General features: G+C 58.1%; 14 protein-coding genes, 2 tRNA genes and 4 rRNA genes. 18 read left to right on the top strand and 2 right to left on the bottom strand.

Going from position 1 to position 24,663, the window contains the following annotated elements; genetic code table 11:
- Window positions 1-84: 84 nt before the first annotated feature.
- Window positions 85-981, bottom strand: coding sequence for a LysR family transcriptional regulator (locus J3P81_RS24225; protein WP_434561358.1), 897 nt, complete (start codon window positions 979-981; stop codon window positions 85-87).
- A gap of 155 nt (window positions 982-1,136) precedes the next feature.
- Between J3P81_RS24225 and J3P81_RS24220 the strand changes: the two genes are divergently transcribed.
- The 14 genes from J3P81_RS24220 (at window position 1,137) to pgaD (ending at window position 18,667) form a co-directional block, all read left to right on the top strand.
- Window positions 1,137-2,318: an acyl-CoA dehydrogenase gene (locus J3P81_RS24220; RefSeq protein WP_039593369.1), complete on the top strand. Its 1,182-nt coding sequence runs from the start codon at window positions 1,137-1,139 to the stop codon at window positions 2,316-2,318.
- Between the two features lie 13 nt (window positions 2,319-2,331).
- On the top strand, window positions 2,332-3,552 hold the full coding sequence (locus J3P81_RS24215) for a CaiB/BaiF CoA transferase family protein (RefSeq protein ID WP_434561356.1): 1,221 nt from the start codon (window positions 2,332-2,334) through the stop codon (window positions 3,550-3,552).
- A 615-nt stretch (window positions 3,553-4,167) separates the two neighbouring features.
- A 16S ribosomal RNA gene (locus tag J3P81_RS24210) occupies window positions 4,168-5,706 on the top strand.
- 65 nt (window positions 5,707-5,771) lie between these two features.
- Window positions 5,772-5,848, top strand: a tRNA-Ile gene (locus J3P81_RS24205).
- Between the two features lie 27 nt (window positions 5,849-5,875).
- A tRNA-Ala gene (locus tag J3P81_RS24200) sits at window positions 5,876-5,951 on the top strand.
- Between the two features lie 250 nt (window positions 5,952-6,201).
- Window positions 6,202-9,093: ribosomal RNA gene (locus tag J3P81_RS24195) — 23S ribosomal RNA — on the top strand.
- Between the two features lie 155 nt (window positions 9,094-9,248).
- Window positions 9,249-9,364 (top strand): 5S ribosomal RNA (gene rrf, locus J3P81_RS24190).
- 107 nt (window positions 9,365-9,471) lie between these two features.
- Window positions 9,472-9,587 (top strand): 5S ribosomal RNA (rrf, locus tag J3P81_RS24185).
- Together the 16S, 23S and 5S rRNA genes with 2 tRNA genes alongside form the textbook arrangement of a ribosomal RNA operon.
- A gap of 181 nt (window positions 9,588-9,768) precedes the next feature.
- The gene (locus J3P81_RS24180) at window positions 9,769-10,404 is read left to right on the top strand and encodes an NADH:ubiquinone oxidoreductase subunit N (protein WP_434561354.1); all 636 of its coding nucleotides are present in this window, start codon (window positions 9,769-9,771) and stop codon (window positions 10,402-10,404) included.
- 159 nt (window positions 10,405-10,563) lie between these two features.
- Window positions 10,564-12,069, top strand: a complete 1,506-nt coding sequence (locus J3P81_RS24175) for a YdgA family protein (protein ID WP_434564168.1) — start codon at window positions 10,564-10,566, stop codon at window positions 12,067-12,069.
- 247 nt (window positions 12,070-12,316) lie between these two features.
- Window positions 12,317-14,800 (top strand): poly-beta-1,6 N-acetyl-D-glucosamine export porin PgaA, encoded by a 2,484-nt coding sequence (gene pgaA / locus J3P81_RS24170; RefSeq protein WP_434561352.1) that lies wholly within the window; start codon window positions 12,317-12,319, stop codon window positions 14,798-14,800.
- Window positions 14,801-14,812: 12 nt separating this feature from the next.
- Window positions 14,813-16,810, top strand: a complete 1,998-nt coding sequence (gene pgaB, locus J3P81_RS24165) for a poly-beta-1,6-N-acetyl-D-glucosamine N-deacetylase PgaB (RefSeq protein ID WP_434561350.1) — start codon at window positions 14,813-14,815, stop codon at window positions 16,808-16,810.
- A 1-nt stretch (window position 16,811) separates the two neighbouring features.
- Window positions 16,812-18,167 carry a poly-beta-1,6-N-acetyl-D-glucosamine synthase gene (gene pgaC / locus J3P81_RS24160; RefSeq protein ID WP_420767740.1) on the top strand — a complete coding sequence of 452 codons (1,356 nt, stop codon included), beginning with the start codon at window positions 16,812-16,814 and terminating at the stop codon, window positions 18,165-18,167.
- A complete protein-coding gene (gene pgaD, locus J3P81_RS24155) occupies window positions 18,164-18,667 on the top strand; it encodes a poly-beta-1,6-N-acetyl-D-glucosamine biosynthesis protein PgaD (protein WP_420767741.1) in 504 nt (167 codons plus the stop codon). The genes pgaC and pgaD overlap by 4 nt, the downstream gene beginning before the upstream one ends.
- A gap of 70 nt (window positions 18,668-18,737) precedes the next feature.
- Here pgaD and J3P81_RS24150 read toward each other — a convergent pair whose 3' ends face one another.
- A complete protein-coding gene (locus tag J3P81_RS24150) occupies window positions 18,738-20,270 on the bottom strand; it encodes an FAD-dependent oxidoreductase (RefSeq protein ID WP_434561348.1) in 1,533 nt (510 codons plus the stop codon).
- 140 nt (window positions 20,271-20,410) lie between these two features.
- Here J3P81_RS24150 and J3P81_RS24145 point away from each other — a divergent pair, with 140 nt between their 5' ends.
- The 4 genes from J3P81_RS24145 (at window position 20,411) to J3P81_RS24130 (ending at window position 24,554) form a co-directional block, all read left to right on the top strand.
- A complete protein-coding gene (locus J3P81_RS24145) occupies window positions 20,411-20,968 on the top strand; it encodes a YbhB/YbcL family Raf kinase inhibitor-like protein (protein ID WP_420767743.1) in 558 nt (185 codons plus the stop codon).
- 133 nt (window positions 20,969-21,101) lie between these two features.
- Window positions 21,102-21,275 (top strand): hypothetical protein, encoded by a 174-nt coding sequence (locus tag J3P81_RS24140; RefSeq protein WP_420767744.1) that lies wholly within the window; start codon window positions 21,102-21,104, stop codon window positions 21,273-21,275.
- Window positions 21,276-21,312: 37 nt separating this feature from the next.
- Window positions 21,313-22,626, top strand: coding sequence for an MFS transporter (locus tag J3P81_RS24135; protein ID WP_434561346.1), 1,314 nt, complete (start codon window positions 21,313-21,315; stop codon window positions 22,624-22,626).
- 251 nt (window positions 22,627-22,877) lie between these two features.
- Window positions 22,878-24,554: a vWA domain-containing protein gene (locus J3P81_RS24130; RefSeq protein ID WP_434561344.1), complete on the top strand. Its 1,677-nt coding sequence runs from the start codon at window positions 22,878-22,880 to the stop codon at window positions 24,552-24,554.
- The last annotated feature ends 109 nt before the right edge of the window (window positions 24,555-24,663 follow it).

The following is a 24,663-nucleotide window of genomic DNA, read 5'->3' as shown; positions in this document are numbered from 1 at the left end:
CAGTTTGGTTTTATGCGACATAAACTTATATCTGTAGCGATCCTAATAAACTGACTACGTAGTCAAGATCGTAATTTTGCATTGCTATTCAAGGAGATAGCCCTTGGCCTGGTTTACTAGCCAGTCGCGAAACGCCTGAAGCGAAGCAGATTTCACCTTTCGTTCGGGAATCATCAGGTAATACGCCTTGATGCTCGACAATGCATTGCGATTGGCGATTACCAAACGACCCTCCGCCAGTTCGCGCTGGATCAGAAAAGGCGGGATCAACGCGATTCCCATGTCATGCATGGCTGCTTGGGCCAACATCGAGAATAGTTCATAACGCGGGCCTGTCAGGTCCCGTGCAATGTTCAGCTCCTGCGAGCTGAACCATTGGCGCCATGCATAGGGGCGGGTGGTCTGCTGAAGCAGTGGCAATTCAGCAATAGCCTCCGGTGTCAGCGCCTTTCGGTTTCCCAGTAATGCCGGGCTGCATACCGGCATCGGGTTTTCGCCCATCAACTTGTGGGATTCGGTACCGGACCAATCGGCATCGCCGAAATAGATGGCGGCATCAAAATCGGTGTCGGCAAAGAGGAAAGGGCGTGTTCGGTTGGTCAGGTTGACCGTAACTTCGGGGTGCTGCTTTTGAAAATCCTTCAGCCGTGGCAACAACCATTGCGTACCGAATGTTGGCACTACCGCCAGCTCGATGACGTTCGCGCCGGTATGGCCCATGACTGACAGAGTGTCACGCTCGACCGCGTCCAGCTGCATGGCAATTCGACGACTGTAGGAAAGCCCTGCTTCGGTCAGCTTTACGCCGCGCCTGGAACGTCGAAAGAGTTCCACGCTCAGAAACTCTTCCAGGCTGGCAACCTGTCGGCATATCGCGCCCTGTGTGAGCGAAAGCTCTTGCGCGGCCTTGGTAAAGCTTTCATGGCGGGCCGCGGCCTCGAAGCTGACCAGGGCGGCGGTGCTGGGAATCTTGCGGCGCATGTACGGAGACCTCACTCATGAAGGGCGTAAACGGCCTTTTAGCCTTTTACGGAGTGAGAAATTAGCACAAGAGCATGCGGAATCCTCGTTTGCTCTCGTAGGAAACCGCGCCTAGGATCAATCCACAAATTTTCATCTCATTGGCGAGGTTTCTCATGGCCGGTAAAGCGAGCTTCAATTGGATCGACCCACTGTTGTTGGATCAGCAGCTCACAGAAGAAGAGCGAATGATTCGTGACACCGCCGAACAATTTGCCCAGCAGAAGCTCGCGCCTCGAGTGCTGGAAGCGTTCCGTCATGAAAAGACCGACCCGGCGATTTTTCGTGAAATGGGCGAAGTGGGCCTGCTGGGGGCGACCATTCCCGAGCAATACGGTGGCAGCGGATTGAACTATGTCAGCTATGGCCTTATTGCCAGGGAAGTGGAGCGCGTCGATTCCGGCTATCGCTCGATGATGAGCGTGCAATCCTCGCTGGTCATGGTGCCCATCAATGAATTCGGGACCGAGGCGCAAAAACAGAAATATTTACCGAAGCTGGCTTCGGGCGAATGGATCGGCTGTTTCGGCCTGACTGAGCCAAACCACGGTTCCGACCCGGGCGCGATGATTACTCGCGCGCGGAAAGTGGAAGGCGGCTACAGCTTGACGGGTAGCAAGATGTGGATCACCAACAGCCCGATCGCTGACGTGTTTGTCGTCTGGGGCAAAGACGACGCTGGCGATATCCGCGGCTTCGTCCTGGAAAAAGGCTGGAAAGGCCTGAGTGCGCCGGCTATTCACGGCAAGGTCGGGCTGCGCGCGTCGATTACTGGCGAAATCGTCATGGACAATGTATTCGTTCCGGAGGAGAACATCTTTCCAGACGTCCGAGGCCTGAAGGGGCCGTTTACTTGCCTGAACTCGGCACGCTATGGCATCTCCTGGGGGGCGTTGGGGGCCGCTGAGTTTTGCTGGCACACCGCCCGCCAGTACACGCTTGATCGGCAACAGTTCGGACGCCCGTTGGCGGCAAATCAGTTGATCCAGAAGAAGCTGGCCGACATGCAGACGGAAATCACCCTCGCGCTGCAAGGCTGCTTGCGTCTGGGGCGCATGAAAGACGAGGGCTCGGCTGCGGTGGAGATTACCTCGATCATGAAGCGTAATTCTTGCGGTAAATCTCTGGATATCGCGCGCATGGCCCGTGACATGTTGGGCGGCAACGGCATTTCCGACGAATTCGGCATTGCTCGTCACCTAGTGAACCTGGAAGTGGTGAATACCTACGAAGGCACCCATGATGTCCATGCGCTGATCCTGGGGCGCGCGCAAACCGGTATTCAGGCGTTCTATTAATAGGAGACCGGCGATGGGCGCGCTTTCGCATCTGAGGGTATTGGATTTATCAAGGGTCCTGGCCGGGCCTTGGGCTGGGCAGATCCTGGCGGACCTGGGCGCGGATGTCATCAAGGTCGAGCGCCCTGGCAATGGCGATGATACGCGTGCGTGGGGCCCGCCCTTCCTTAAGGACGCTTACGGCGAGAACACGACCGAGGCGGCTTATTACCTAGCGGCCAATCGCAACAAGCAATCGGTCACGATCGATTTTACTCGCCCCGAGGGCCAGAAGCTGATCCTAGAGCTAGCGGCGAAGTCCGACATTCTGATCGAAAACTTCAAGGTGGGTGGACTCGCTGCCTATGGCCTGGATTACGACTCGATAAAGGCTATCAATCCGCAGTTGATCTATTGTTCGATCACCGGTTTTGGCCAGACGGGGCCATATGCCAAGCGCGCCGGGTATGACTTCATGATCCAAGGGCTGGGAGGCTTGATGAGCCTTACCGGTCGACCGGAAGGGGAAGAGGGAGCTGGGCCGGTGAAAGTCGGTGTTGCATTGACGGATATTCTGACCGGCTTGTATTCGACCGCTGCCATCCTGGCGGCGTTGGCTCATCGCGACCATGCCGGCGGTGGGCAGCATATCGATATGGCTTTGCTGGATGTTCAGGTGGCATGCCTGGCCAACCAGGCAATGAATTACCTGACCACAGGCAGTGCGCCGAAGCGGTTGGGGAATGCGCATCCCAATATCGTGCCTTACCAGGATTTTCCCACAGCTGATGGTGACTTCATCCTTACGGTGGGTAACGACGGTCAATTTCGAAAATTCGCCGAGGTCGCCGGCCAACCGCAGTGGGCCGATGATCCCCGGTTCGCGACGAACAAGATGCGAGTGGCGAACCGGGCGGCACTGATCCCGTTGATTCGCCAGGCGACGGTATTCAAGACGACTTCCGAGTGGGTGGTTCAGTTGGAGCAAGCCGGAGTGCCGTGTGGCCCTATCAACGATTTGGCGCAGGTGTTTGCCGATCCTCAGGTGCAGGCTCGCGGGTTGGCGATCGAGTTGCCCCACCTGTTGGCCGGTACAGTGCCGCAAGTAGCCAGTCCTATTCGCTTGTCCGATACGCCGATTGAATATAGAAACGCGCCTCCCTCATTAGGCGAACATACGATGGAGGTGTTGCAGCGGGTACTGGGGCTGGATATTGCAGCGATAGCGACCTTGCGGGACTCCGGCGTCCTGTAGCCTCCCTTCTATATAGAAGGGCGCTTGCGGTCATTTGGGTATCTGATTGATAGAAAACAAAATAAAGGGTTGACGGCAAATTCTGGATGTCTATAATTCGCCCCACTTCCGGCGCAGTCGAAACGGAAAACTCCTTGAGTTTCAACGAGTTAACCAAGTTTCGGTAAGTGCTTCGCTTCAGTTCATCGAGGCGCGGAAGGAGTGGATAGGCCGGTTTGTTGGGCGCTATCGACGGTTCGATCCTCTCGGTCGAAAGCGGTAAAAAAGAGGTGTTGACAGCAGCGAGTAACGCTGTAGAATTCGCCTCCCGCTAACGAGAGATCGAAAGCGCAAGTGGTTGAAGTTGTTAAGGATTTCCAAGCGAAACTTTGAAAACTTCTTAAAATAACCGCTTGACAGATACACGGGGCGCTGTAGAATGCGCGCCTCGGTTGAGACGAAAGGCTCAACCCACCGCTCTTTAACAACTGAATCAAGCAATTCGTGTGGGTGCTTGTGGAGTCAGACTGCTAGTCAACAGATTATCAGCATCATAAGTTACTCCGCGAGAAATCAAAGATGTAACCAACGATTGCTGAGCCAAGTTTAGGGTTTTCTCAAAACCCAAAGATGTTTGAACTGAAGAGTTTGATCATGGCTCAGATTGAACGCTGGCGGCAGGCCTAACACATGCAAGTCGAGCGGCAGCACGGGTACTTGTACCTGGTGGCGAGCGGCGGACGGGTGAGTAATGCCTAGGAATCTGCCTGGTAGTGGGGGATAACGCTCGGAAACGGACGCTAATACCGCATACGTCCTACGGGAGAAAGCAGGGGACCTTCGGGCCTTGCGCTATCAGATGAGCCTAGGTCGGATTAGCTAGTTGGTGAGGTAATGGCTCACCAAGGCGACGATCCGTAACTGGTCTGAGAGGATGATCAGTCACACTGGAACTGAGACACGGTCCAGACTCCTACGGGAGGCAGCAGTGGGGAATATTGGACAATGGGCGAAAGCCTGATCCAGCCATGCCGCGTGTGTGAAGAAGGTCTTCGGATTGTAAAGCACTTTAAGTTGGGAGGAAGGGCATTAACCTAATACGTTAGTGTTTTGACGTTACCGACAGAATAAGCACCGGCTAACTCTGTGCCAGCAGCCGCGGTAATACAGAGGGTGCAAGCGTTAATCGGAATTACTGGGCGTAAAGCGCGCGTAGGTGGTTCGTTAAGTTGGATGTGAAATCCCCGGGCTCAACCTGGGAACTGCATTCAAAACTGTCGAGCTAGAGTATGGTAGAGGGTGGTGGAATTTCCTGTGTAGCGGTGAAATGCGTAGATATAGGAAGGAACACCAGTGGCGAAGGCGACCACCTGGACTGATACTGACACTGAGGTGCGAAAGCGTGGGGAGCAAACAGGATTAGATACCCTGGTAGTCCACGCCGTAAACGATGTCAACTAGCCGTTGGGAGCCTTGAGCTCTTAGTGGCGCAGCTAACGCATTAAGTTGACCGCCTGGGGAGTACGGCCGCAAGGTTAAAACTCAAATGAATTGACGGGGGCCCGCACAAGCGGTGGAGCATGTGGTTTAATTCGAAGCAACGCGAAGAACCTTACCAGGCCTTGACATCCAATGAACTTTCCAGAGATGGATTGGTGCCTTCGGGAGCATTGAGACAGGTGCTGCATGGCTGTCGTCAGCTCGTGTCGTGAGATGTTGGGTTAAGTCCCGTAACGAGCGCAACCCTTGTCCTTAGTTACCAGCACGTTATGGTGGGCACTCTAAGGAGACTGCCGGTGACAAACCGGAGGAAGGTGGGGATGACGTCAAGTCATCATGGCCCTTACGGCCTGGGCTACACACGTGCTACAATGGTCGGTACAGAGGGTTGCCAAGCCGCGAGGTGGAGCTAATCCCACAAAACCGATCGTAGTCCGGATCGCAGTCTGCAACTCGACTGCGTGAAGTCGGAATCGCTAGTAATCGCGAATCAGAATGTCGCGGTGAATACGTTCCCGGGCCTTGTACACACCGCCCGTCACACCATGGGAGTGGGTTGCACCAGAAGTAGCTAGTCTAACCTTCGGGGGGACGGTTACCACGGTGTGATTCATGACTGGGGTGAAGTCGTAACAAGGTAGCCGTAGGGGAACCTGCGGCTGGATCACCTCCTTAATCGACGACAGCAGCGGCTCCATGAGCTCCCACACGAATTGCTTGATTCATTGAAGAAGACGATTGGGTCTGTAGCTCAGTTGGTTAGAGCGCACCCCTGATAAGGGTGAGGTCGGCAGTTCGAATCTGCCCAGACCCACCAATTTCATGGTGTACCCTGTAGCGATACGGGGCCATAGCTCACCTGGGAGAGCGCCTGCCTTGCACGCAGGAGGTCAGCGGTTCGATCCCGCTTGGCTCCACCATTACAGATTGGTTCCAACGTTTAAAGCTTAGAAATGAGCATTCCATCCGCGGGATGATGAATGTTGATTTCTAGTCTTTTGATTAGATCGTTCTTTAAAAATTTGGGTATGTGATAGAAAGATAGACTGAACGTTACTTTCACTGGTAACGGATCAGGCTAAGGTAAAATTTGTGAGTGGCTCTTAGAGCCAGATCGAATTTTCGGCGAATGTCGTCTTCACAGTATAACCAGATTGCTTGGGGTTATATGGTCAAGTGAAGAAGCGCATACGGTGGATGCCTTGGCAGTCAGAGGCGATGAAAGACGTGGTAGCCTGCGAAAAGCTTCGGGGAGTCGGCAAACAGACTGTGATCCGGAGATGTCTGAATGGGGGAACCCAGCCATCATAAGATGGTTATCTTGTACTGAATACATAGGTGCAAGAAGCGAACCAGGGGAACTGAAACATCTAAGTACCCTGAGGAAAAGAAATCAACCGAGATTCCCTTAGTAGTGGCGAGCGAACGGGGACTAGCCCTTAAGCTTCTTTGATTTTAGCGGAACGCTCTGGAAAGTGCGGCCATAGTGGGTGATAGCCCTGTACGCGAAAGGATCTTAGAAGTGAAATCGAGTAGGACGGAGCACGAGAAACTTTGTCTGAATATGGGGGGACCATCCTCCAAGGCTAAATACTACTGACTGACCGATAGTGAACTAGTACCGTGAGGGAAAGGCGAAAAGAACCCCGGAGAGGGGAGTGAAATAGATCCTGAAACCGTATGCGTACAAGCAGTGGGAGCCCACTTTGTTGGGTGACTGCGTACCTTTTGTATAATGGGTCAGCGACTTATTTTCAGTGGCGAGCTTAACCGAATAGGGGAGGCGTAGCGAAAGCGAGTCTTAATAGGGCGTCTAGTCGCTGGGAATAGACCCGAAACCGGGCGATCTATCCATGGGCAGGTTGAAGGTTAGGTAACACTGACTGGAGGACCGAACCGACTACCGTTGAAAAGTTAGCGGATGACCTGTGGATCGGAGTGAAAGGCTAATCAAGCTCGGAGATAGCTGGTTCTCCTCGAAAGCTATTTAGGTAGCGCCTCATGTATCACTGTAGGGGGTAGAGCACTGTTTCGGCTAGGGGGTCATCCCGACTTACCAAACCGATGCAAACTCCGAATACCTACAAGTGCCGAGCATGGGAGACACACGGCGGGTGCTAACGTCCGTCGTGAAAAGGGAAACAACCCAGACCGTCAGCTAAGGTCCCAAAGTTATGGTTAAGTGGGAAACGATGTGGGAAGGCTTAGACAGCTAGGAGGTTGGCTTAGAAGCAGCCACCCTTTAAAGAAAGCGTAATAGCTCACTAGTCGAGTCGGCCTGCGCGGAAGATGTAACGGGGCTCAAACCATACACCGAAGCTACGGGTATCACGTAAGTGATGCGGTAGAGGAGCGTTCTGTAAGCCTGTGAAGGTGAGTTGAGAAGCTTGCTGGAGGTATCAGAAGTGCGAATGCTGACATGAGTAACGACAATGGGTGTGAAAAACACCCACGCCGAAAGACCAAGGTTTCCTGCGCAACGTTAATCGACGCAGGGTTAGTCGGTCCCTAAGGCGAGGCTGAAAAGCGTAGTCGATGGAAAACAGGTTAATATTCCTGTACTTCTGGTTATTGCGATGGAGGGACGGAGAAGGCTAGGCCAGCTTGGCGTTGGTTGTCCAAGTTTAAGGTGGTAGGCTGAGATCTTAGGTAAATCCGGGATCTTAAGGCCGAGAGCTGATGACGAGTTGCCCTTTGGGTGACGAAGTGGTTGATGCCATGCTTCCAAGAAAAGCTTCTAAGCTTCAGGTAACCAGGAACCGTACCCCAAACCGACACAGGTGGTTGGGTAGAGAATACCAAGGCGCTTGAGAGAACTCGGGTGAAGGAACTAGGCAAAATGGCACCGTAACTTCGGGAGAAGGTGCGCCGGTGAGGGTGAAGCACTTGCTGCGTAAGCCCACGCCGGTCGAAGATACCAGGCCGCTGCGACTGTTTATTAAAAACACAGCACTCTGCAAACACGAAAGTGGACGTATAGGGTGTGACGCCTGCCCGGTGCCGGAAGGTTAATTGATGGGGTTAGCTAACGCGAAGCTCTTGATCGAAGCCCCGGTAAACGGCGGCCGTAACTATAACGGTCCTAAGGTAGCGAAATTCCTTGTCGGGTAAGTTCCGACCTGCACGAATGGCGTAACGATGGCGGCGCTGTCTCCACCCGAGACTCAGTGAAATTGAAATCGCTGTGAAGATGCAGTGTATCCGCGGCTAGACGGAAAGACCCCGTGAACCTTTACTATAGCTTTGCACTGGACTTTGAATTTGCTTGTGTAGGATAGGTGGGAGGCTTTGAAGCGTGGACGCCAGTCTGCGTGGAGCCATCCTTGAAATACCACCCTGGCAACTTTGAGGTTCTAACTCAGGTCCGTTATCCGGATCGAGGACAGTGTATGGTGGGTAGTTTGACTGGGGCGGTCTCCTCCTAAAGAGTAACGGAGGAGTACGAAGGTGCGCTCAGACCGGTCGGAAATCGGTCGTAGAGTATAAAGGCAAAAGCGCGCTTGACTGCGAGACAGACACGTCGAGCAGGTACGAAAGTAGGTCTTAGTGATCCGGTGGTTCTGTATGGAAGGGCCATCGCTCAACGGATAAAAGGTACTCCGGGGATAACAGGCTGATACCGCCCAAGAGTTCATATCGACGGCGGTGTTTGGCACCTCGATGTCGGCTCATCACATCCTGGGGCTGAAGCCGGTCCCAAGGGTATGGCTGTTCGCCATTTAAAGTGGTACGCGAGCTGGGTTTAGAACGTCGTGAGACAGTTCGGTCCCTATCTGCCGTGGACGTTTGAGATTTGAGAGGGGCTGCTCCTAGTACGAGAGGACCGGAGTGGACGAACCTCTGGTGTTCCGGTTGTCACGCCAGTGGCATTGCCGGGTAGCTATGTTCGGAAAAGATAACCGCTGAAAGCATCTAAGCGGGAAACTTGCCTCAAGATGAGATCTCACTGGAGCCTTGAGCTCCCTGAAGGGCCGTCGAAGACTACGACGTTGATAGGCAGGGTGTGTAAGCGCTGTGAGGCGTTGAGCTAACCTGTACTAATTGCCCGTGAGGCTTGACCATATAACACCCAAGCAATTTGTAGACTCGAAAGAGGCCAGATTGCGGTGTTGTGAAGACGAAACGAACCGAAAGTTCGAGATACTCACAAAGCAACACGCTATCACATACCCATTCGCTGGAACGTGACCGTAAGGCACGCGCTGGCTACCGAATTTCTTGACGACCATAGAGCATTGGAACCACCTGATCCCATCCCGAACTCAGAAGTGAAACGATGCATCGCCGATGGTAGTGTGGGGTTTCCCCATGTGAGAGTAGGTCATCGTCAAGATTAAATTCCGAAACCCCTATCTGCTGATGCAGGTAGGGGTTTTGTTTTAGTAGAAGTCTTCGATTTTCACCGACACGTTGTTCCTGAACGGGTTGGTCACAGAATTTCTTGACGACCATAGAGCATTGGAACCACCTGATCCCATCCCGAACTCAGCAGTGAAACGATGCATCGCCGATGGTAGTGTGGGGTTTCCCCATGTGAGAGTAGGTCATCGTCAAGATTGAATTCCCAAAACCCCTGTCTGCACCGCAGACGGGGGTTTTGTCGTTTCAGAGCCGGTAATCGGATCATCTCCCTAATTGCTGGCGCACCCCGGCAAACCCCCAGTCCATTGCTATGCTTGGGTTGTTGGGCGTTTGCAACGAGAGCCCGCGATGTGACTGGTCATGGGGATTCGAATAATGAAAAACCCTTATGCTCCCGGCTTCTGGTGCGCTATTGCGGCGTTGGTACTGCTTTCGGCCACCTATTTCTATGGCGTCATGCTGACTCATCAGCTCGATAAAGCGCTGATTTTCCTTGATAGCGCGTCCGCGCTGATCGGTGTCATATCCATCGCAGTTGTCGCCTGGGCCTCGATGCAAGGCCAGCGCATCAAGAAAAAACAGCTCGAGCAAGGCAAGACCCTGGTGTTGATATGGGACACCAAGGTCGCGCTGCGTCGGGTCGAGACGGTGTTTGATCGCTATTTCTGGGGCAGCTATTGGCAGCCAGGTCGCACGTTCCAAGAGGTCATGGGAGAGCTCACGGGTACACCATTGGAAAAAAGTCTCGAAGCCTTGAAAATCCAATGCGCGGCCTTGGACGAGCAGATCGCGCAAGATGATTGGCACTGGCTCAACAACGCTCGTGAACTGTGCGATGTCGCCAATGCCATGGCTAGGGAACGTTACCAGTTGGATTTCTGTGATGGGCGTGCCGACTCGTCGAGTACGGCGGTGATCAATCGTGATTTCGAGGTACTGGTATACACCTGGACGGCACGGCTCAAGACATTTGATCACCAACTGGACGAGATCGAAGTCCAATATTCGTAGACCATTTCTCAAGAACACGCTTTTTCCCCTTTAAACATTGGGCTTGCTGGCGTGCCTGGTGCTAATCTCCTCCACCACTTTTGCCGCGTCGAGCCACAGCCCTTTGCGGGTCAAGGAAGACGGCGACTTTTTCAACCATGGAATACGATCGGGTCTCTCATGAATAAATCAGCAAGCGTACTTCTCGGAATCGTTGTGGTTATTGGCGCTATCAGTGCGGGCGGCGCCTGGTATACCGGGACGAAGCTTGAAGGAGTCTTGAATACAGCCATTGCCGACAGCAACAAGCAATTGCAAACGGCTTTGGCCGGGTCCAACGGTACCGCTTCGATCGAGCTGGTTTCCTTGGATCGTGGAACATTCAGCAGCACTGCGCATTACCGCCTCAAAGGTGAAGGCGAAATGTTTGGTGGCGAATCCGTTGAATTGCTGTTTGTTGATAACATCGAACACGGCCCGCTACCGGTTTCCCGGCTGATGACGCTCAAATGGTTGCCGGTCATGGCTACCAGCCACACCGAACTTGAGCGGACTCCGCTGACCGAAAAATGGTTTGTTGCCGCCAAGGATAAATCGCCGCTCAAAGGCGTTTTCAACCTCGGCTACGATCAGTCCACAAACGGTACATTCGAACTGCTCCCGCTGGATACCAAGCTGGACGAACAATCCCAGCTCATCTTTTCCGGCCTGAAAATCGACGTGGCAGCCAGCGCCCAAGCAGAGAAGATCAAGGCCGACGGTTATATGGACAGTTTCAAACTGACCACCGTCGCCGAAGATCAAACACCGGTGCAAATCGAGCTCAGCGGTCTGACATTGGCCAGCAACCTGACCAAGAGCACCTACGGCTACTACATGGGTGATAACACCCTGCTGCTGAGTAACAGCAAGACCAGTTTCGGCGAACAGAAATCAGTGCTGGGCCTGAAGAATTTCGAAATGAAGAACAACAGCTCCGAAAAGGGTACCAGCGCTTCGGGGCGTGCCGACTACAAGATCGGTGAGTTGTCTTTCAACGATAAGGTCATTGGTTCGGCGCAGATGGCGGTAAGCCTGAAGAACCTGGATATTCCCGCAACCATGTCGCTGATGCAGGTCTACCAAGCCAAACTGCAGCCATACGAAAAAGCTGCTGCCGAGGCCGCTGAAGCGGGCGAGCCAGCGCCAGAGCTGAATTTGACCGAGGCCGAAGAGGCGCAGGTCAAGGCCGATCTGGAGAAACTCCTGGCGGGCGCCCCACAAGTGGCCCTGGAGAACCTCTCGTTTAATACGGCTAACGGTGAAAGCCGCGCGAGCCTTGTCGTAGACCTGGCCAAGCCACAATCGATGGATCTGCCGCCGGATGAACTAGGCCGTCAATTGCTCGCCCTGCTGGATTTCAAAGTGAAGGTGTCCAAGCCGATGCTTGTGGACCTGCTGACCGTGCAGGCGCAGATGGAAGGCCAGACAGACGCCAAACTGATCGCCGACCAGGCCACTGCCACCAGCGATATGTTCAGCGCCATGGCTGTGGGTACGGAGCTGGCGAAGCTGGAAGGCAACGACGTGGTCACCAACTTGCACTACGCCAACAATCAAGTGGATTTCAACGGACAGAAAATGACCGTTGAACAATTCTCGGCATTTGTGATGAGTAAGTTGGGCGGCGGCGTCGGCGTTCAGTAATACCCCTAAAAGCTCCCCTCCAAAAAACCGGCCCGTGCCCTGCGCACGAGCCGGTTTTTTTTCTCTTTGAAAACTTCGGCGCTGAAATCTGCATGGATTCTGAAGAATTATGGCGTTCCGAAAAATCACCCTTCGCGCGATGCCAGACTTAGCCCGTTAGAGCTTGGCTGGGTTCCTTTGACCCGGCCTCCTGTTTGATGGGCAAGGGGGCACTGCGACCCGGCTGGCCATGTAAGGATGCTGACGAATGCCGCGTACTGTGGGTCCCTTTATTCGATTCGGTTTGCGCCCGTTGTTTCGCGTCGCGCTGTGCAGCCAGTTGTGCTTGCCGCTGGCGGCGTTTGCCGATGCCGCCTATGACCAAATGGTGCTTGATGCCCGTTCGGGCGATTACACGCCCGCACTGGCCGTGTTGCGCCAAGTTCCGGCGGGGCAGGCCAGTACCGCGCAAATCAGCGATCACTTGCAGATCGCCAGCTGGGCTGGTCTCGATGCCGAGGTGGTGAAGGTCTACGAAACCCAAGGCCGTAACCGCGACTTACCGGTCCAGGCGCTGACCGCAGCGGCCCGCTCCTATCGCAACCTCCAGCGTTGGGATCCGGCGATTGAGTTGTATCGTCGAGCCCTGGCCATCGAACCACGAAATGCGGACCTGCAACTGGGCCTGGCCCTGACCCAGGCCGACGCCGGCAAACCCGACGAAGCCGTCAGCCGTGCCAAGGTCCTGGTTGCCGCCAAGCCCGAAGATCCGATGCGCCGTTTGGCGTTGGGCTATGCACTGACGCGCGCTGACAATCCCCACGAAGCCCTGTTCCAATACGATCAAGCCTTCATCCGTGCCGGTAGCAACAAGCCTGAAGTCGCGCGCGAATACATTCATGCGCTGCAGCGTGCCAGGTTGCCTGAACCGGCGTTGCGCCTGGCCCGTCTTCAGCCTGGGCTGATCGACCGCGGCGTGCAGCGCCGGCTTGAAGGCGACGTGGCGGCTGAACGGGTGCGTCTGGCGGATATGGCCAGCCGCAGCGAAAAGGAGCGCTTTGTCATCGCTGACCGCGCGTTGGCCGATTACGACAAACTGCTCGCCACCTGGACGCCAGTGGCCGAGGCCCATGAGGACGTGCTGCGGTGGCGAATCGACCGCATGGGAGCCCTCAACGCCCGCGCTCGCCGGGCAGAGGTGATCGCCGAATACCAGAAGCTGGTCGCTGAAGGTATCAGCATTCCGACTTATGCCTTGCGCTGGGTGGCCTCTTCTTATCTTGAGCAACGTGAGCCGGAAATAGCCGTCGAGCTGTACCGCCGTGTACTGACCGCGCCGGATGCCGACCCTGCGGACCGTTTCGAAGACAGCACCGCGCTCTACTACGCCTTGCTGGAAAGCGAAAAGTCCGAAGAGGCCCGCGCGCTGGCCGAAGATCTGGCTAAATCACAGCCGTCTCGGGTGGAGCTCAAGGGATTGCCAATCGGCAACCCCAACGACGAGTGGATGGATGCGCAGATGCTTGCCGCTCAAGCAGGCACTTATGGCGCTGACCTGCCCTCCGCCGAAACGCGTCTGGAAAGTCTCATCTACCAAGCCCCTGGCCACATCGGCCTGCGCCTGGCCCAGGCCGACCTGTATCAAGCCCGTGACTGGCCGCGGCGTTCAGAAAGCCTGCTCAAGGAAATCGAGACCACGACACCGCGCAATCGCGACCTGGAAGTCGCCCAGGCTCGCGCGGCGATGGACCTGCAGGAATGGCGGCAGATGGACGCGCTTACCGACGACGTGGTCGCCCGTTATCCGGAGAATGCCCACGTCAAACGCCTGCAACGTCAGCGTGACGTTCATGACATGGCTGAATTGCGCATCGAAGCCTACACCGGCAAAAGCTACGGCGGTGGCAACGGCGATGCCGGCGCGGTGACGGGTAGCCGGGACTTTGGTATCGAAACGTTGCTCTACAGCCCGCCCATTGACGAAGACTGGCGGCTATTCGGCGGTGCCGGCTACGCCACTGGCGACTTTGAGGAAGGCACCGGCCATCATCGCTGGCAGCGCTTGGGCGTGGAGCGGCGTACCCGCGACATGACTCTGGAAGCGGAAGTCTCCAACCACTCGTACGGCTCCGGCGACAAGCAAGGCGCGCGCGTGGCCGTGGCCCGGGACATCAACGATCACTGGCAGTACGGCGGCAGCCTGGATTACCTCTCGGCCGAGACACCGTTGCGAGCTCTCAACAGCGGTATTCGCGCCAATGGCGGGAGCGGTTTCGTCCGCTGGCGCGCCAATGAAAGCCGCGAATGGCGGCTGGCTGTGAGCCCGTCCCATTTCAGCGACGGCAACAATCGCCTGGAGACCCTGCTGACCGGCCGCGAGGGCATCTACAGCGCCCCACGCCTGCAGGTGGAGCTGGGACTGGAAGTGGGTGCCAGCCGCAACAGCGGTTCCGAAGAAGTGCCGTACTTCAATCCGAAGTCGGACTTCAGCGTCATGCCGACCGTGAGCGCCAATCACGTGCTGTACCGCCGTTACGAAACCACTTGGAGCCAGCAATTCCAAGTCGGCGCCGGCACCTACAGCCAGCGCGACTACAACACCGGTGCCATGGGGTTGCTCGGCTACGGCCAACGCGTGCTCTGGAACGATGTGCTCGAAGCCGGGGCCGCGCTGAGCTGGCTCAACCGCCCTTACGACGGCGATCGTGAAAGCGATCTGCGCCTGCTTGTCGACCTCACCTACCGCTTCTAGAAGAGTTTGAAAATGCCCGTCATTTCGCGATTCATCCTTCTGCTGGGAGTCTTGCTGATCAGCGCTTGTGCCCAGCAAGCCCCGGCGTTCGCGCCACCTTCGCAACGGCCGGTCGCGGCGAACGATGCCCCGTGGCCGAAAAACCATGTGCTGGGTATTGCCTACCATGATGTCGAAGACCGCGACCCCGACCAGGGCCTGGTAGCCGTGCGCACTGAGCGCCTGATTGAACAGCTGGCCTGGCTGCGTGAAAACAATTACCAGGCGGTCACGGTCGACCAGATCATCGCTGCCCGCAACGGCGGACCGCAACTGCCGCCGCGTGCGGTGTTGCTGAGTTTCGACGATGGCTACTCAAGCTTCTATACGCGCGTCATGCCGATCTTGCGAGCCTACAACTGGCCGGCAATCCTGGCCCCGGTCGGCAGTTGGGTCGACACGCCGATGAACCAGAATGTGGATTTCGCCGGTGTGCCGCGCAAGCGTTCCGAGTTCCTCACGTGGGAGCAGATTCGCGAGATTTCGAAATCGGGCCTGGTGGAAATCGCGGCCCACACCGACGCCAACCACAAAGGCGTGCTCGCCAATCCCCAAGGAAACCAACAGCCGGCGGCAACTACCCGGCTCTATGATGCCGTGACCGGTCGGTATGAGAGCGAGGCCGATTTCCAGGCGCGTATGCGCAAAGACGTGGCGGCTATTTCAGACAAGATCCGCAAGGTGGTCGGCTACAGCCCGCGTGTCTGGGTGTGGCCTTACGGCGAGGCCGACGGCACCGCATTGCAAGTGATCGGCAGCCAGGGTTACCAGATGGCCCTGACCCTGGAAGATGGCCTCGACAGCCTCGATAACCTGATGAGTGGACCGCGCTTCCTGGTCGCATCCGATCCGGATGGTGCTCACTTCGCCGAAAGTATCGCTTCAGTGCAGACGATCGACCCGATGCGGGTGGTCCACGTCGACCTGGATTACGTCTACGATTCTGACCCCGTGCAGCAGGAGGCCAACGTCGGCAAACTGGTCCAGCGCATCTATGACCTGGGCGCCAACACCGTGTTCTTGCAAGCGTTCGCCGATCCAAAAGGCGATGGCCTGGTCCACTCGCTGTACTTTCCTAACCGCCACCTGCCGGTGCGCGCCGATCTGTTCGACCGCGTTGCATGGCAATTGCGCACCCGGGCCAACGTCAAGGTCTATGCCTGGATGCCGGTACTCAGTTTTGCCCTTGATTCGAAGTTGCCGCGCGTACAGCGCTGGGATCCGGAGACCGGCAAGACGGGCGTCGCCCCAGACCAATATGTACGCCTGTCGCCGTTCGACCCGAACGTGCGAAAGATCATCGGCGAGATCTACGAGGACATGGCGCGGATGAGCTCGGTGGACGGCGTTCTTTATCATGACGATGCCGTATTCTCCGACTTCGAGGACGCCGGTCCCGCCGCGATGAAAGTGTACGCCGCCCATGGCTTGCCGCAATCGATCGCTGCCCTGCGCGATGACCCTGCCGCCATGCAGCGTTGGACTCGCTTCAAGAGCCGCTACCTGATCGACTTCACCGCCGAGCTCACCGCCAAGGTCCGGGCGATACGTGGCCCGCAGGTGCGCACGGCGCGCAACATCTTTGCCGAACCGATGCTCAACCCGGAAAGCGAAGCCTGGTTCGCCCAGAACCTTGACGATTTCCTCGCCGCCTACGACTGGACGGCGCCGATGGCCATGCCCCTGATGGAAAAACAGACCCGCGAACAGTCGGGGCCCTGGCTGGAGCGATTGGTGGAAACCATCAAGGCTCGCCCCGGTGCACTCAAGCGCACGGTGTTCGAACTGCAAGCCCGTGATTGGCACAGCAAGCCAGTGGCAGACATCGAGGGCGAACAACTGGCCGACTGGATGGGGCGCCTCAAGCGCCAGGGCGTGACCAGTTTCGGCTACTACCCGGACAATTTCATCGAAGACCAGCCCGCCGTGAAAGCCGTGCGGCCGGCGCTCTCCAACAAGTGGAATCCTTGACATGCTTGACAGACTGCTCGCCGTCCTGGTGCTGGCGATCGTCCTTGGGGTGCCCCTGGGCCTGATCTTCCTGGTTACCGGGCAATTCCTGATGGACTTCGTGTTCTTCTACCCGCTGTTCATGTCCGGCCTGTGGATCGCTGGCGGCCTGTATTTCTGGCTGCACTGGGAGCGTCACTGGCCGTGGAAGGACGACACGTTGCCGCCGCCCCTGGCCGGCGAGCCGCTGATCAGCATCCTGGTCCCGTGCTTCAACGAAGGCGACAACGTTGCCGACACGATTCACGCAGCGCTGGGCCAGCATTATCCGAACATTGAAGTCATCGCCATCAACGACGGCTCCAAGGACAACACCGCCGAGGTGCTCGATCGACTGGCCGTCGAAGACCCGCGCTTGCGCGTGCTGCACCTGGCGGAAAACCAGGGCAAGGCCGTGGCCCTGCGTATGGGCGCCATCGCCGCACGCAGCGAATACCTGGTGTGTATCGACGGCGACGCGCTGTTGGCGCCCAACACCTGCGCCTACCTGGTAGCGCCGATGCTGGACAACGCCCGCCTTGGCGCGGTGACCGGCAACCCGCGCATCCGCACCCGTTCGACGTTGGTGGGCCGGGTCCAGGTCGGCGAGTTTTCCTCGATCATCGGTTTGATCAAGCGCACCCAGCGGGTTTTCGGGCGGATCTTTACCGTGTCCGGCGTAATCGTCGCGTTCCGTCGCACCGCCCTGCACCGGGTCGGCTACTGGAGCCCGGACATGATCACCGAGGACATCGACATCAGCTGGAAGCTGCAACTGGACCACTGGAGCATTTTCTACGAGCCACGCGCCCTGTGCTGGATCCTCATGCCCGAAACCTTGCGTGGCCTGTGGCGGCAGCGGCTGCGTTGGGCCCAGGGTGGCGCCGAGGTGCTGTTCAAGAACATCCGCGGCATCTGGCAATACCGTCACCGCTACCTGTGGCCGCTGCTGTTCGAATACTGCCTGTCCACCGGTTGGGCGTTCACCTTCCTGCTGTCAGTGATCTTCTGGGGAGCCGGTAAATTCGTCGAGATGCCAGCCGCCATCGCCGTGGACCACTTGATGCCGCCGGCTTTCACCGGCCTGTTGCTGGCGGTGGTGTGCCTGATGCAATTCGCGGTGAGCATTCTGATCGACCGTCGCTACGAAAAGGGCCTGTGGCACATCATGTTCTGGGTGGTCTGGTACCCGCTGGTGTTCTGGCTGATCAGCTTGTTCACCACGCTGGTGAGTTTCCCCAAGGTGCTGTTCGGACAGCATCAGAAACGCGCGCGCTGGATCAGCCCGGATCGCGGGATCAAACCGTTCGATGACGAAGAAGAGGAAGTGATCCGATGAAAATTATCAGGACCCGCCAGCGGCCTTTTCTGGTGATCATCGACGTGCTCTTTACGGTACTGGCGTGGGTTGGACTGTTGTACCTGCTGGTGAACGGTCTGTGGCCGCTGTTTGACAGCCACGCGGGCCCGCGTCTGGGCGGTTCATTGTTCGACACCCTGGGGACGTTGCAGATCTACGGCTGGATCGCGTTGGTCAACGCAATCATCCTGATCAGCTGGGCGCGCTATCAACAGCGCAAGAGCCGTAGCTTCGCCCAGCGTAGGCTGCCAAGGCCCGCAGTGGACGACCAGGGGCTGAGTGCCAGTTTCAAATTGACTGGCGAACGTCTGGAAACGCTGCGCCAGCCAGGTTCGAAGATCATCCATAACAATCAGGACGGCGATATCAGCCACGTCGTGCCGCATTTCCACTTGTTGGGCCCGGACTTGCAACCGCCGCCCCTGGCGCCGCTGGAGCGACCGCAGATCATTCATCTGCCGGCGGATCATTCGGCGTAAGCGCAGCGGTGCTGCTTCATTGTGGGAGCAAGCTCGCTCCCACAGGCTTTGTGGCGTCTGCAAAGACAAGTTACATCGAAAAATCCCGGACCAGCCGCCAAGCTTCATCCACAGGCAGCGGTTGTTTCATGCGCTGGGCCAGTGCCGCCATCGCCCGGCCTTCATCGCAGGCCACGACCGCCACGACCAGGCCGTCCTTGCCGAGCAGCGCGATAAAGGGCGGATGCTCGGGCGTGCCCTTGAATTGCACTTCGTCCCATTCCTCGGCATGGCCCAGATAGTCGTAGCGTTTGCCGAAGTGATAGGTCCAGAAGAACGGCACGTCCAGGTAATGTTCTTCACCACCGAGCATGTTCGTCGCGGCGATGCGGGCCTGTTGCTGGGCCAGCCGCCAATGTTCGATGCGCTGGGGCTGGCCGTTGAGGGGGAAGGTCGCGATATCACCCACGGCCCAGACGCCGTCGGCCACGCGCATGCCGTCGTCGACAATCAACGATTGGTCTTTCTCCCGTGGCAGGTTGGCGAACGGCTCCGTGGCCGGGCGCACGCCGACGCCGACGATGACCAGGTCCGCCTCAAAGCGTTGGCCGTTATCCAGCACCACGGCGTGTACTTTGCCCGTACCCTCGATCCGCGCTGCTTCGCCGTCGGTGTGATACACCACGCCATTGGCCCGGTGCCGAGCCAGGATCGCCTTGCCGATACTGTCGCCGAACTGCGCCGCGAACGGCACTGGGTGACGAGCCAGGACGGTGACGCTGAGTTCGCGTTTGCGCAGGGAGGAGGCGACCTCCATGGCAATGAAACTGTCGCCGATGATCACCGCTCGTTGCCCCGGCTGCGCATGTTCGAGAATCCGCCGTGTATCGGCCAAGGAGCGCAGCATCAGGACTTGCGGCAAGTCGATACCAGGCAGATCCAGCGTCTTGGGTTCGCCGCCAGTGGCAATCAACAGGGCGTCGTAAGCCAGTGATTGACCGTCGGCGAGGCGGATCTGACGCGCATTGACATCAAGGCCGGTCACTTGGCCGTGGCGCCGTTCGATGCGTTGTTGGCTGAAATAAGTTTCATCGCGCAGAGGCGGAGTTTCGTCCGCAGCCATGTCGCCAGCCAGTACGTATTTGCTTAACACCGTCCGGTCGTAGCCGGCCTCGGCCTCGCGGTCGATCAGCTGGATCTGGCCGCCGAAACCCTTCTCGCGCAACGCCGCCGCGCATGCCGTGCCCGCCGCGCCGGCGCCGACGATGACAAACGTGCGCGGGTCATCGGCGGGGGGGACTTTTTCGGCCGGCAGTGGTTGGTCATCGACCCAGACTTCCTCGCCTCGCACCTCGACGTGATAACGCTCCAGGCTGTCGAGGGCCGGCGGCTCGCACAGGGCGCCGTCTTCAGCGCGAAACGCGGCTTTGTGCCAGGGGCAGATCAGCCTTCCGTGGCATACGGCGCCCTTGGCCAAAGGCGCCCCGGCGTGCGGGCACTTGCCTTGGAACGCCCGCACTTGCCCTCCAGCCCGTAACAGCAGGATGGGCGCGTCGTTGAGGGTGACTTCGAGGCCGCGATCTTCTCGCACATCAGCGAGGCGGGCGACTTGATGCATGGGCATGGTCGTTCTCCGGCAGGCGTTTCCCGTTGGAGTCGAGGGATTGGAACGAGGTTCAGCGTAATTGTCACTGCAACCGGGGCGGCGCTGCGGCTATAGTTCGCAGGCCGTCGTTGGCCTGAACCGCATTCAAGGTGCCCGGTATGACCCGATTGACTTCCTTTTCCTCCTGGCTCGCGGCCGTCACCCTCGTGCTGTGCGCACAGGGAGTCCAGGCAGAAGAGCGTTTTACCCTGAGCATTCCCGGCGTGTCGGACGACCGCCTCTTCACCGCAGCGGCCGCCAGCGACGCCAACCAATGTGGCGGCAAGAATATCTCCCCGGCCCTGAGCTGGAATGCCGGCCCGCCTGGCACCCTCAGCTACGCCATCGTCATGCTCGACCCCGACGGCCAGCGTGGACAAGGCGTAGATCATTGGGTCCATTATGGAATCAAGGCCAGCACCCGACAGATTCCGACAGGCGCGGGCACCAAATCCACGCTTGAGGGCATGAGCGGCATCAACAGCAAAAACACCCACGGCTACATCGGACCGTGCCCGCCCGTGGGTGACAGCGCCCACCATTACCTGATCCAGATTTTCGCCCTGGACCTGCCGCCCGACGCCCTGCCTGCCGGCCTCACACGGGCCCAATTGATGGAAAAACTCAAGGGCCACGTCCTGCGCAACAGCAGCGTGGTGCGCCGCTATCACCGTTGACCGGGCCTCGGCTCCGGGCGAGCAACCATGCACCCGCGGGGTTGCCCGGCAGCCCCAATCGTCACGTAAGTTGGCATCGCGCGCTAAAAACGAGCACTATCGAGCCCCTGTTCATTCATGCCGGAGGATGGCGATGACGCAGAAAACCGACGGCATCGCCCGCCTCAAGAATTGCCCCACCAAGGGCGACGAAATACGCCGGGCCATCGCCCAGAGCCGCAAGGATTTCTTGCCAGCTGACGAGGCCGCGGACGCCGAGCCAGGCCAATCGTCGGTGCAGCCCGCGGACAAGGGGCCCGCTGCCTGAACCGTCGCCTTCTTCCAATTCTTTTTCAAACTTGCCTATGACTGCCACCACTCATTTGCCAGACGCCCGGTTCAACCGATCCGACTACAGGACCCTGGGCCTCGCCGCCCTTGGCGGTGCGCTGGAAATCTACGATTTCATCATTTTTGTCTTCTTCGCCCTGACCCTCAGCCAGCTGTTTTTCCCACCGGAAATGCCCGAGTGGCTGCGCTTGCTGCAAAGCTTCGGAATTTTCGCCACCGGCTACCTGGCACGGCCGTTGGGCGGGATTCTCATGGCGCACTTTGCCGATCGCCTGGGGCGCAAGCGGGTGTTCAGCCTGAGCATTCTCATGATGGCGTTGCCCTGCCTGCTCATCGGCGTGATGCCGACGTACGCGCAAATCGGTTATTTCGCCCCGTTGCTGTTGCTGGCGCTGCGTATCCTGCAAGGCGCGGCGGTCGGCGGGGAAGTGCCCAGCGCCTGGGTCTTCGTCGCTGAACATGCGCCACTGAAACATCGAGGTTATGCCTTGGGCTTTCTCCAGGCGGGCCTGACCTTCGGCTATCTGCTTGGCGCCCTGACCGCCACGGCGCTGGCGCGGATTTATACCCCGGCGGAAATCCTTGACTACGCGTGGCGCCTGCCATTCCTGCTGGGCGGGGTATTCGGTGTGATTGGCGTCTGGCTGCGCCGCTGGCTGAGCGAAACGCCGATCTTCATGGCGCTGCAAGCCAATCGCGAAGGCGCGGCGGAATTGCCGTTGCGCACGGTCCTGCGCGACCATCGCCACGCCTTGCTGCCCGCCGCGATTCTCACCTGCGTGCTGACCTCTGCTGTGGTGGTATTTGTGGTCATCACCCCGACCGTGATGCAGAAGAGCTTCGGCCTGACCCCTGGCCACACTTTCGCCCTGAGCAGCCTCGGCATCGTTTTCCTGAACATCGGCTGCGTCCTGGCCGGCCTCATCGTCGACCGCATCGGCGCCTGGCGCACGGTGATGCTGTATAGCCTGCTGCTGCCCGTGGGCATCGGCGTGCTCTTCGCCAGCCTGATCAGCGGCAGCGCGTGGCTGGGCCTGGCCTACGCTATCGCCGGCTTGGGTTGCGGCGTAGTCGGCGCGGTGCCTTCGGTGATGGTGAGCCTGTTTCCGGCAAAAATCCGTGTATCTGGCATCTCGTTTACCTACAACATCGCCTACGCGCTGTGGGCGAGCATCACGCCGTTGGTGCTGATTGCTTTGGTGCCGTGGAGTCCTTGGGTGTGCGTGGGGTACTGCGTAGTGATGGGCGCGCTGGGCGTCGGCGCGGCGGCTTATTTTCCGAAACGGCACACGAAGTCTGTCCAGCCCTCGCTGGTGTGCGAATCGTGAGTCAGCGGACAGTGTGCCGACTCAACGGTGCTCGCTTAAACCATTGCGATGGCACGGATCCGCGCCGAGTAACGTCGGTGGTGGACTGAAGGAAACCGTCGTGGCGGTAACCTGAGGTAAAATCGCAAAGGCATCAGGGGCTAAGGAGGGGCTGCGAGCAGTCAGGAAATTATTTCCAAGCGATTAACCCGAACCACGCAGGCCTTACGTCTGACCTTGTGAACGAATCATCCATCCACGAGGTTCAGCCCATGTCCCGCCCACTGTCTTTTATGCGTCCTGCCGCCCAGGGTTTTGCTGTCACCATGCTGGTGACGTTGGCCGGTTGTGGGTTGTCTTCGTCTCACGAAGCGGCCAAGTCAGCCGAGCCGGTGGCCGTGGCGCCCAGTGTTGTACCGCAAGGCGAGATCGCCGAAGCGCGCCAGTCGACGGCCAAGCGCATGCTCATGAAACCGGCACCAATGCCTGCCCCAAGCGTGGCGAACGATGCCGTCGCCGCGGGTTACCGCGCCGAGTCGCGCGAGCAGTACGAAAAGCTGCCGGACAATCCCATCCATAGCGTTGCCGAAACGCCGGTCTCGACCTTCAGCGTGGATGTCGATACCGGCAGCTATGCCAATGTGCGACGTCTGCTCAACCAAGGCAGCCTGCCGCCCGAGGGCGCCGTGCGCTTGGAGGAGATGGTCAACTACTTCTCTTACCATTACGCCTTGCCCACCGATGGTTCGCCGTTTGGCGTGACTACCGAAGTCGCGCCGTCGCCATGGAATCCTCATACCCGTCTGTTGCGCATCGGCATCAAGGCATCCGACCGCGCCGTGGCGGAGCTGGCCCCGGCCAATCTGGTGTTCCTGGTGGACGTGTCCGGTTCCATGGACCGTCGTGAAGGGCTGCCGCTGGTCAAAAGCACGTTGAAACTGCTGGTGGATCAATTGCGCGATCAGGACCGCGTATCGCTGGTGGTTTATGCCGGCGAATCCCGCGTGGTGCTCAAGCCCACTCCGGGCAGCGACAAAGTGAAGATCCGCAACGCCATCGATCAGATGAACGCTGGCGGTTCAACCGCGGGGGCCTCGGGCATCGAACTGGCCTATCAAATGGCCCGGGAAAGCTTCATCGACAAGGGCATCAACCGCATCCTGCTGGCCACCGACGGTGACTTCAACGTCGGCATCAGTGATTTCGACAGCCTCAAGCAGATGGCGGTGGATCAGCGTAAGAGCGGCGTATCCCTGACAACGCTAGGCTTTGGTGTGGATAACTACAACGAACACCTGATGGAGCAATTGGCTGACGCCGGCGATGGTAACTACGCCTACATCGATAACTTGCTCGAAGCCCGCAAGGTCCTGGTGGATCAGCTCAGTTCGACGCTTGCGGTAGTGGCGCGGGACGTGAAGTTGCAGGTGGAGTTCAACCCGGCCCAGGTCAGCGAATATCGCTTGCTGGGTTATGAAAACCGCGCATTGAAACGTGAGGATTTCAACAATGACAAAGTCGACGCGGGCGAGATTGGCGCAGGGCACACGGTGACGGCGTTGTACGAAGTTGTTCCGAAGGGGGAGAAAGGCTGGCTGGAGCCGCTGCGTTATGGCAACGCATCGAAGTCGGATGGCAAGGCCGGCGAACTGGCCATGTTACGTGTACGCTACAAACCGGCCGAGGGCGGCAACAGTCGCTTGATCGAGCATCCAATCGCCAGCGCGCAAAGCGAAAAACAACCCAGCGATGACCTGCGCTTCGCGGCGTCCGTGGCGGCCTTCGCCCAGCAACTCAAGGGCGATGGACGCTACACAGGCGCGATGAGCCTGAAGGACACCGCACAACTGGCGCGGTCGGCCCGTGGCGATGACCCGTTCGGGTTGCGCGCCGAGTTTGTGCAGTTGGTGGAGCTTGCGCAGAGCCTTGAACCTGCGGCCAAGCGCTGATCCCGAGCGCAACGGGGATCAAAAATGTGGGAGCGAGCAAGCTCGCTCCCACAGGGTTCCCTTGTTGTCTGCCAGGACTGTGTTGCAATGACCAGAAAGGAGTTCGTCA

It is taken from the genome of Pseudomonas sp. R1-6 (assembly GCF_051132115.1).
GTDB lineage: Bacteria > Pseudomonadota > Gammaproteobacteria > Pseudomonadales > Pseudomonadaceae > Aquipseudomonas.
Note: the sequence above shows the minus strand (reverse complement) of the source record. Positions and strands in the feature narration are given on the sequence as shown.

What these genes read in the sequence shown, in the direction of transcription:
- J3P81_RS24225 (WP_434561358.1), bottom strand. Translation starts at nt 981, where the DNA reads ATGCGCCGCAAGATTCCCAGCACCGCCGCCCTGGTCAGCTTCGAGGCC.
- J3P81_RS24220 (WP_039593369.1), top strand. Translation starts at nt 1,137, where the DNA reads ATGGCCGGTAAAGCGAGCTTCAATTGGATCGACCCACTGTTGTTGGAT.
- J3P81_RS24215 (WP_434561356.1), top strand. Translation starts at nt 2,332, where the DNA reads ATGGGCGCGCTTTCGCATCTGAGGGTATTGGATTTATCAAGGGTCCTG.
- J3P81_RS24180 (WP_434561354.1), top strand. Translation starts at nt 9,769, where the DNA reads ATGAAAAACCCTTATGCTCCCGGCTTCTGGTGCGCTATTGCGGCGTTG.
- J3P81_RS24175 (WP_434564168.1), top strand. Translation starts at nt 10,564, where the DNA reads ATGAATAAATCAGCAAGCGTACTTCTCGGAATCGTTGTGGTTATTGGC.
- pgaA (WP_434561352.1), top strand. Translation starts at nt 12,317, where the DNA reads ATGCCGCGTACTGTGGGTCCCTTTATTCGATTCGGTTTGCGCCCGTTG.
- pgaB (WP_434561350.1), top strand. Translation starts at nt 14,813, where the DNA reads ATGCCCGTCATTTCGCGATTCATCCTTCTGCTGGGAGTCTTGCTGATC.
- pgaC (WP_420767740.1), top strand. Translation starts at nt 16,812, where the DNA reads ATGCTTGACAGACTGCTCGCCGTCCTGGTGCTGGCGATCGTCCTTGGG.
- pgaD (WP_420767741.1), top strand. Translation starts at nt 18,164, where the DNA reads ATGAAAATTATCAGGACCCGCCAGCGGCCTTTTCTGGTGATCATCGAC.
- J3P81_RS24150 (WP_434561348.1), bottom strand. Translation starts at nt 20,270, where the DNA reads ATGCCCATGCATCAAGTCGCCCGCCTCGCTGATGTGCGAGAAGATCGC.
- J3P81_RS24145 (WP_420767743.1), top strand. Translation starts at nt 20,411, where the DNA reads ATGACCCGATTGACTTCCTTTTCCTCCTGGCTCGCGGCCGTCACCCTC.
- J3P81_RS24140 (WP_420767744.1), top strand. Translation starts at nt 21,102, where the DNA reads ATGACGCAGAAAACCGACGGCATCGCCCGCCTCAAGAATTGCCCCACC.
- J3P81_RS24135 (WP_434561346.1), top strand. Translation starts at nt 21,313, where the DNA reads ATGACTGCCACCACTCATTTGCCAGACGCCCGGTTCAACCGATCCGAC.
- J3P81_RS24130 (WP_434561344.1), top strand. Translation starts at nt 22,878, where the DNA reads ATGTCCCGCCCACTGTCTTTTATGCGTCCTGCCGCCCAGGGTTTTGCT.